We start from the raw sequence: 7,330 nt of genomic DNA, 5'->3' as shown, positions 1-7,330 counted from the left end.
GCGGCGGGGCCGCCTGACCCCGGGCGCCGCCCGATCCCCCGGGCCGCGCGGCCCGGGGGATCGGGCGGCGCCCGGGGTCAGGCGGCCCCGCCGCGCAGGGGGGCGGCCGGCCGGCGGCGTCTGCGGCCGGTGGCGAGGAGGAGGGTCAGTGCGAGGAGGGTGGCGGCGCAGGCGATGGTGGCGAGCCCCAGCCGGCTCTGCCACGGCGTCAGCGTCCTGCCGAGGTTCAGGACGAAGAGCCGGTCGGACAGCACGTAGCCGATGACGGTGGTCATGCCCGTCACGGCGGCGGCGATCCAGAGCCAGAGCGTGTCGCGGACCACGAGAGCCACGGCCAGGACCATGCACAGGGCGGCGAGGGCGGTGAATCCGATGTCGGCGGCCCGGTTCTGGCCCCAGTAGGGGGACACGATTGACAGGTGGAGGGCGCCGCTGGCCACGAGCGCGGCGGCGGCGAACCACCGCAGGGGCGAGCGTGGCCGGCGCAGCCGTGCGGCGGGCCGGTGCCCGGCCTGCGCCGGTGCCCCGGCCGTCGGGGCGCGGTCGTCCTGCGGCCCGGCCTGCCCGCCGTCCGGGGTCTCGGCGCCGGAGCCGGACGGCGCCGCGGGAGCGGGGGAGTGGGCGGGGCTGGCGCCGGAGCGGATGGAGTGCAGCAACTGCGTCAGGTGGGCGACGTCGGCCACCGGGCGCAGGGCCGCGGCCTCGCACAGGGCCTCCCGGATGCCGCTGTCGGGATCGGTGCCCAACAGGGCGGTGAGGCGGGCGACGTCGTCGGCGGAGCGGGTGAGGACGGCCGCGCGCAGGATCTCCGCGGCGCTGGCCGGCGTCTCCGGGCGCAGCAGTGCGAGCAGACGGGCCAGGTCCTCGACCGGGCGGGTGGCCACCGCGCGCTGGAGGGCGGGTGCGAGTCGCGAGGTCCGTTCGGAGCCGAGGTGGTGCAGGAGGTCGGCCACCTCCTCGACCGGCCGGGCCGCCGCCGCTTCCAGCATCGTCACGGCGAAGGCGTCGCCGGGCGATGTGCCGGGCGGCACCTCGGGTGCCGCTGCGGGGGCCGGGGCGGGCGTGGGTGACGCTCCGTCGGCGGGGCCGGGTGCGGGATCCGGTGCCGTCACGGCGGTGCGACCGGGGGAGAACGGGCGAGCCATGGGGCCTCCTGAGAGCGGACAACTGGGAGAGCGTCGGTCCCACCGCTGTGTCGAGCCCGGGACAGCTGAACTCCTCCAGCACTCCTCCAGCCTGCTCATCGGCCAGCCGAGTGCCACCGGGGCCGGGCATTCGGAGGACGGTCGGAGCCCGGGGGAGTGGACACCGGCCCTTTCGCGGTGCGCGCCGGCGCGGCGGGGGCATGCCTCGGGATCCAGCGGCGGACGGCGCACGGCGACCGCGGGCGGGGACGGCGGCGCACGGTGTCGTGATTCCGGGTGAACGGGCCCGGCGCGTCGGCGCGATGGCACCCGGGCCCCGGCGGCGGGCGGCTAGGACGGGGGGATGCGCCTTCCCCTGCCGACCGCCCTGCTGGCGGTCCCGCTCGCCCTGCTCCCCGCCGCCGCCCAAGCGGCCGCGCCCCCGACCGCACTGCGATCCGCACCCCTGACCGCACCCCTGACGGCGCCCCAGGCCGCACCGCCGGCCGCCCGTCCCGCGCCGCTGGCCCCGCCGTCCGACGGCGCGACGCAACCGCCGCCGGAGTACCGGTACACCGGCGCCGGGTTCGACGCCTGCTCGGCCCCGCCGGCCGAGGCCCTGTCCGTCTGGCGCAGCGCCTCGCCGTACGGCGCGCTCAACATCTACAGCAGCGGCAGCCAGCGCGGCTGCCAGCAGCCCCGGCTGACGCCGCAGTGGGTGGCCATGGTCCGGGCGATGGGCTGGAAGCTGGTGCCCACCCACGTCGGGCTCCAGGCGCCCTGCGCCCAGCGCGACGACAAGCCGCTGCGGATCGACCCGGCCCGGGCCGAGGAGCAGGGCGGGCAGGAGGCCGGCGAGGCGGTGGCGGCGCTGCAGGCGCTGGGGCTGGGGCCGGGCAGCCCGGTGTACCTCGACATCGAGGCCTACCCGACGGGCGACGCGGTGTGCAGCGCGGCGGTGGTCGACTTCACCGTCGGCTGGACGCAGGCGCTGTGGGCGGCCGGGTACCGGTCGGGCTTCTACTCCAGCATGGGCTCCGGCATCGCCGACATCGTCGCCGCCGCCCGGGCCGGCCGCGCCCCGATGCCCGACGCCATCTGGTACGCCCGTTGGGACGGGCACGCCACGACCGACGGACAGGCGGGGCTGCCCGACGACCTGTGGAGCGGCCACCGCATCCACCAGTACCGCGGCAACGCCGACGAGACGTACGGCGGGGTGACGCTCAACGTCGACCGTGACGAACTGGACGGCCTGGTGGCCGCCGAGGCCTGACCCTCCACCGGCCCGGGTGGGCGGCGGCCCGGCCGCCGCTCACCCCGGCCGGGGGTGGGGGGGAAGGAAGGCGTTCACCCGGGGTCGAGGTGCGCCAGGGTGGTGATGATGCGGTCGGCGATGTCCGCCGGCCACGGGAAGGAGACCGTCACCGCCTTCTGGTGGGCCAGTCCGTGCAGGCCCAGCCACAGGGCGACGGTGTCCGCGAAGGGGTCGGTGCTGGTGGCCCGGCCCGCGGCGACGCAGGCCTCCAGGGCCCCGACGAGCAGGCGCAGGGTGCCGTGGCCGACGGCTTCCACGTCCTGCGCCGTGACGGCGGTGTCGCGCAGGGCGGGCACCCAGACGCCGCCGAACATGGTGCGGTAGCGCTCGGGGTGCTCCTCGGAGAACCGCAGGTAGGCGTGGCACACGGCGAACAGCCGCCGGCGGGGGTCCTCGCCGGCCTCCTCCAGGGCCGCGCGCAGCCGCGCCTCCAGCTGGTCGAAGGCCTGCTGCACCACGGCCAGCATGATGGCCGGCTGGTCGGGGAAGTGGCGGTAGATCGAGGGCGCGGCGATCCCGACGCGGCGGGCCACGGAGCGCAGGGTGACGGCCGTCTCCGTGCCCGCCTCCTCGAGCAGTTCGACCGCCGCGGCCACGATGTCCTCGCGCAGGCGGGCGCCTTCCCCGCGGCGGTTGCGCGGACGGGCGGGCGTCGCCCTCGGTTCATTGCTCATGGCGTGAGCTTACAAGTGAGAACTTACGGGGCCAAGCTCTTGTGCACCCAAAACTTACGTGCGTAAGCTTACGAGCGTACCCACCAGCGATCCGACACGGAGTCACGCCATGAGCAGCGCCGTCGCCACCCCCGCCACCGAGGTCGTCCTGCCCGCCGCCGTCGAACCGAGCGGCCTGCGGGTGCGCACCCGCGACCTCCCGCCGCCCACCGCCGGCCGGGTCCTGCTGAGGATGGACGCCACCGGCGTGTCCTTCGCCGAACAGCAGATGCGCCGCGGCAAGTACTACGACCAGCCGCCCTTCCCCTTCGTGCCCGGCTACGACGTGGTCGGCACGGTGGTCGCCACCGGCCCCGGCGTCGATCCCGCGATGACCGGACGGCGGTTCGCCGCCGTCACCAAGACCGGCGCCTGGGCCAGCCTCCTGCTGCTCGACGCCGCCGACCTGGTGCCGGTGCCCGACGGCGTGACGGCCGCCGCCGCGGAGACCGTCGCGGTCAACGGCGTCACGGCCTGGCAGCTGCTCCACCGCACTGCCCAGGTGCCCGACGGCGCGACGATCGTGGTGCTCGGCGCCAACGGCGGAGTCGGCTCCACCCTCGTCCAACTGGCCCGCCACGCCGGGATGACGGTCATCGGCACGGCCTCCACCCGCCACCACGACACCGTCCGCCAACTGGGCGCGACCCCGGTCGACTACCGCGACCCCGACCTGTACCGGCGCATCCGGGAACTCGCCCCGCACGGCGTCGACGCGGTCTTCGACCACGTCGGCGGCACCGGCCTGGAGGAATCCTGGCGCCTGCTGCGCCGCGGCGGGGTGCTGGTGTCCTACGGCAGCGCCGCCACCAAGGACGAGGACGGCAACTCGCGGCTGCCGGTGCTCAAACTGCTCGCCCGCCTGGCGCTGTGGAACCTCCTGCCCAACGGCAGGTCCGCCCACTTCTACAACTTCTGGGCTGGCCGCCGGCGCCCGGACGCCTTCCGCGCCCGCCTGCGCGAGGACCTCACCCGGGTCCTGGCGCTGCTGGCCGACGGCGCGCTCACCGCCCAGGTCGCCGCCGAGTTCCCGCTGCGCGAGGCCGCCGCGGCGCTCGCCCTGGCCGAATCCCGCACCGTCGCGGGCAAGGTCGTCATCGTGCCCTGAGCCGCACCCCCGGACCCCATACCGGGGGCCCGAGCGGGGCTACCGGACGGAACAGCCGCGGCACTATCGTTAGTTGGTGGAAGCTATCGAAATCCACGCTCCGGCCCGGCGCTGAGCCGGGCCCGGCCGCCAGGAGGCGCGGTGGCGACACGGATCCCCGCAACCGGCAGCACCGGGCGCCGGCGCCCGGCCCGTACGGGCATGGCGGCGGACCACCCCCGCTACAAGTGGGTTGCCCTGTCCAACACCACGCTCGGCACCCTGATCGCCACCGTCAACGCCTCGATCGTCCTGATCTCGCTGCCCGCGATCTTCAACGGCATCGGCCTGGACCCGCTGCGGCCCGGCAACGTCAGCTACCTGCTGTGGATGCTGATGGGCTACATGCTGGTCACCGCCGTCCTGGTGGTCACCCTCGGCAGGCTGGGCGACATCCACGGCCGGGTGCGGATCTACAACGCCGGCTTCCTGATCTTCACCCTCACCTCGGTGGCCCTGTCCCTGGACCCGCTGCACGGCGGGCCGGGCGCACTGTGGCTGATCGGCTGGCGGGTGGTGCAGGCGGTCGGCGGCTCGATGCTGATGGCCAACTCGGCGGCGATCATCACCGACGCGTTCCCCGTCCGCCAGCGCGGCACGGCCCTGGGCGTGAACATCGTCGCGGGCATCGCCGGCTCCTTCATCGGCCTCGTCCTGGGCGGCCTGCTGGCCGAGTGGAACTGGCGCTCGATCTTCTGGGTCAACGTGCCGATCGGTGTCCTCGGCACCGTCTGGGCCTACCGGTCGCTGCGCGAGACCGGGGTGCGCAAACCCGCCCGGATCGACTGGTGGGGCAACATCACCTTCGGCGTCGGCCTCACCGCCCTGCTCGCCGCGATCACCTACGGCATCCAGCCCTACGGCGGCCACACCATGGGCTGGACCAACCCCTGGGTACTGACCGGGCTGCTCGGCGGCGTCGCGTTGCTGGCCGTCTTCTGCCTGGTCGAGTCCAGGACCGCCGAACCGATGTTCCCGCTCTCCCTCTTCCGCGACCCGGTCTTCGCCGGCGGGAACGCGGCCACCCTGCTGGGCTCGATCGCCCGCGGCGGACTGCAGTTCATGCTGATCATCTGGCTGCAGGGCATCTGGCTGCCGCTGCACGGCTACGACTACGCCGACACCCCGCTGTGGGCCGGCATCTACCTGGTCCCGCTGACCGTCGGCTTCCTGGCCGCAGGACCCGTCGCCGGCTACCTCTCCGACCGCGCCGGGGCCCGGCTGTTCGCCGCCGGAGGGCTGGTGGTGATGGCCCTGTCGTTCGCCGGACTCCTCCTGCTGCCCACCGACTTCGGCTACCCCTGGTTCGCGTTCCTGGTCTTCCTCAACGGCCTGGGCGGCGGCCTGTTCGCCGCCCCCAACACCTCACTGATCATGTCGAGCGTGCCCGCCGCGGCCCGCGGCGCCGCCTCCGGCATGAGAGCCACCTTCCAGAACGCCGGCATGGTGCTGTCGATCGGCGTGTTCTTCTCCCTGATGGTGGCCGGTCTGGCCGCCTCCCTGCCGCACACCCTCACCACCGGACTGACCGCCCAGGGCGTACCCGCCGCCGACGCGCGCACCATCGCCGCACTGCCCCCGGTGGGCACCCTGTTCGCCGCCTTCCTCGGCTACAACCCCGTCCGGCAACTCCTGGGCCCCCACGTGCTCGGACAACTCCCACCGGGCAACGCCCGCACCCTCACCGGCCGGGAGTTCTTCCCGCAGCTGATCTCCGGGCCCTTCCACGACGGCCTGGTCGTGGTCTTCTGGCTGGCGATCGCGATGTCCCTGGTCGCCGCGGCCGCCTCCCTGGTCCGCCACCGCCCCCCGCACCCCGCCACGACGGCACCCGCCGCCCCGGCCGAGGCGGAAAGGCCGTGACCGCCACCGGCGGCGGCCTGCCCGCCGAGGCCGTGGTCCGCCTACGCCTGGCGATCGGCCGCCTCCACCGCCAGATGGTCCGCGCCTGCGGCGACCAGGACCTCCCCGCCGCCCAACTCTCCGCCCTGGCCCGGACCGAACAACACGGCCCGCTACGGCTCGGGGAACTCGCCGCACGCGAGGGCGTGGCCGTCCCCTCCATGGTCCGCACCCTCGCCCCGCTGCTCGCCGACGGCCTGATCGCCAAGACCCCCGACCCGCTGGACGGACGCTCCGCCCTGCTCGCCCCCACCCCGCGCGGCCGGCAGACCCTCGACCGGATCCGCCGCGAACGCTCCGCCCTGCTGGCCCGCCGCAGCGCCCGGCTCACCCCCGACCAGTGCCGCCGACTGGAGGCGGCCCTGCCGCTCCTGGAACTGCTCCTCGACGAACCCGACCCGCCCCGCCCGGCGGACGAGGACAGCCCGGACGATCGCCGACCGTTACAAGACGGTGACGATCCGCACCCAACCCAGGACGGGCCGTGAGACGTCCCTGAAGACGACAGTGCCCGAACCACCGCCGACGGTGGCTCCGGGCCGAACGACCACCTCCCCCTGGAAGGGGTGCACCCGTGATCGTCACCAAGAGGAACTCCCTGCGCCTGGCCGCCGTCGCCGCCCTCACCGCCCTGTGCCTCGGCTCGGCGGGCGCCGCCCTGGCGGCCGCCCCGGCCGCCCACCCGGTGTCCGCCGCGCCCGCGCCCGCGGCCGCCGCCACCGCCGGCATCACCGCCAAGCCGTCGGCCGCCTCCGTCCAGACGTGGCAGCTGTTCCGGGTCACCGGCACCACCACCGGCCTGCCGGCCGGAAGCACGGTGACCCTGCAGCAGAAGCAGCACGGCACGTGGGTCACCCTGCCGGCCTCCGTGCACACGACCCGCAACGGCTCCTACTCGCTCGGCGTCAAGCTCGGCCTCAAGGGCCTGAACGAGCTGCGCATCGTCAGCGGCGCCGCCGCCTCCCCGGTGTTCACCGTGACCGTGCGCTGACCCGCGCCACCCGACTCCCTCGTGGAGGCGGGGGGGGGGGGGGGGGGGGGGGGGGGGCGGGGGGGGGGGGGGGGGGGGGGGGGGGGGGGGGGGGGGGGGGGGGGGGGGGGGGGGGGGGGGGGCCGGGGGGAGGGA

At 75.4% G+C, this 7,330-nt stretch carries 7 protein-coding genes; 5 read left to right on the top strand and 2 right to left on the bottom strand.

Annotation, left to right across the window (positions count from 1 at the left end; all coding sequences use genetic code 11):
* Positions 1 to 77: 77 nt before the first annotated feature.
* Complete coding sequence (locus ACZ4WV_RS13325; protein WP_465745932.1) at positions 78 to 1,145, bottom strand: hypothetical protein; 1,068 nt, start codon at positions 1,143 to 1,145, stop codon at positions 78 to 80.
* 343 nt (positions 1,146 to 1,488) lie between these two features.
* Between ACZ4WV_RS13325 and ACZ4WV_RS13320 the strand changes: the two genes are divergently transcribed.
* Positions 1,489 to 2,400 carry a DUF1906 domain-containing protein gene (locus tag ACZ4WV_RS13320; RefSeq protein ID WP_465745930.1) on the top strand — a complete coding sequence of 304 codons (912 nt, stop codon included), beginning with the start codon at positions 1,489 to 1,491 and terminating at the stop codon, positions 2,398 to 2,400.
* Between the two features lie 74 nt (positions 2,401 to 2,474).
* On the opposite strand, the gene ACZ4WV_RS13315 is transcribed toward ACZ4WV_RS13320, so the two are convergent.
* Complete coding sequence (locus tag ACZ4WV_RS13315) at positions 2,475 to 3,116, bottom strand: TetR/AcrR family transcriptional regulator (RefSeq protein ID WP_465745929.1); 642 nt, start codon at positions 3,114 to 3,116, stop codon at positions 2,475 to 2,477.
* A gap of 109 nt (positions 3,117 to 3,225) precedes the next feature.
* On the opposite strand from ACZ4WV_RS13315, the gene ACZ4WV_RS13310 reads away from it, so the two are divergent.
* From ACZ4WV_RS13310 to ACZ4WV_RS13295, 4 genes are all read left to right on the top strand, one after another.
* Entirely contained in the window at positions 3,226 to 4,263 is a 1,038-nt protein-coding gene (locus tag ACZ4WV_RS13310; protein ID WP_465745927.1) for a medium chain dehydrogenase/reductase family protein, read from the top strand.
* 141 nt (positions 4,264 to 4,404) lie between these two features.
* Positions 4,405 to 6,165, top strand: coding sequence for an MFS transporter (locus ACZ4WV_RS13305; RefSeq protein ID WP_465745925.1), 1,761 nt, complete (start codon positions 4,405 to 4,407; stop codon positions 6,163 to 6,165).
* Positions 6,162 to 6,692: a MarR family winged helix-turn-helix transcriptional regulator gene (locus ACZ4WV_RS13300; protein ID WP_465745923.1), complete on the top strand. Its 531-nt coding sequence runs from the start codon at positions 6,162 to 6,164 to the stop codon at positions 6,690 to 6,692. The genes ACZ4WV_RS13305 and ACZ4WV_RS13300 overlap by 4 nt, the downstream gene beginning before the upstream one ends.
* An 86-nt stretch (positions 6,693 to 6,778) precedes the next feature.
* A complete protein-coding gene (locus ACZ4WV_RS13295) occupies positions 6,779 to 7,195 on the top strand; it encodes a hypothetical protein (protein WP_465745921.1) in 417 nt (138 codons plus the stop codon).
* Positions 7,196 to 7,330 lie beyond the last annotated feature (135 nt).

It is taken from the genome of Kitasatospora sp. NPDC029312 (genome assembly GCF_055569215.1).
This window is presented reverse-complemented; position numbering and strand designations above follow the sequence as displayed.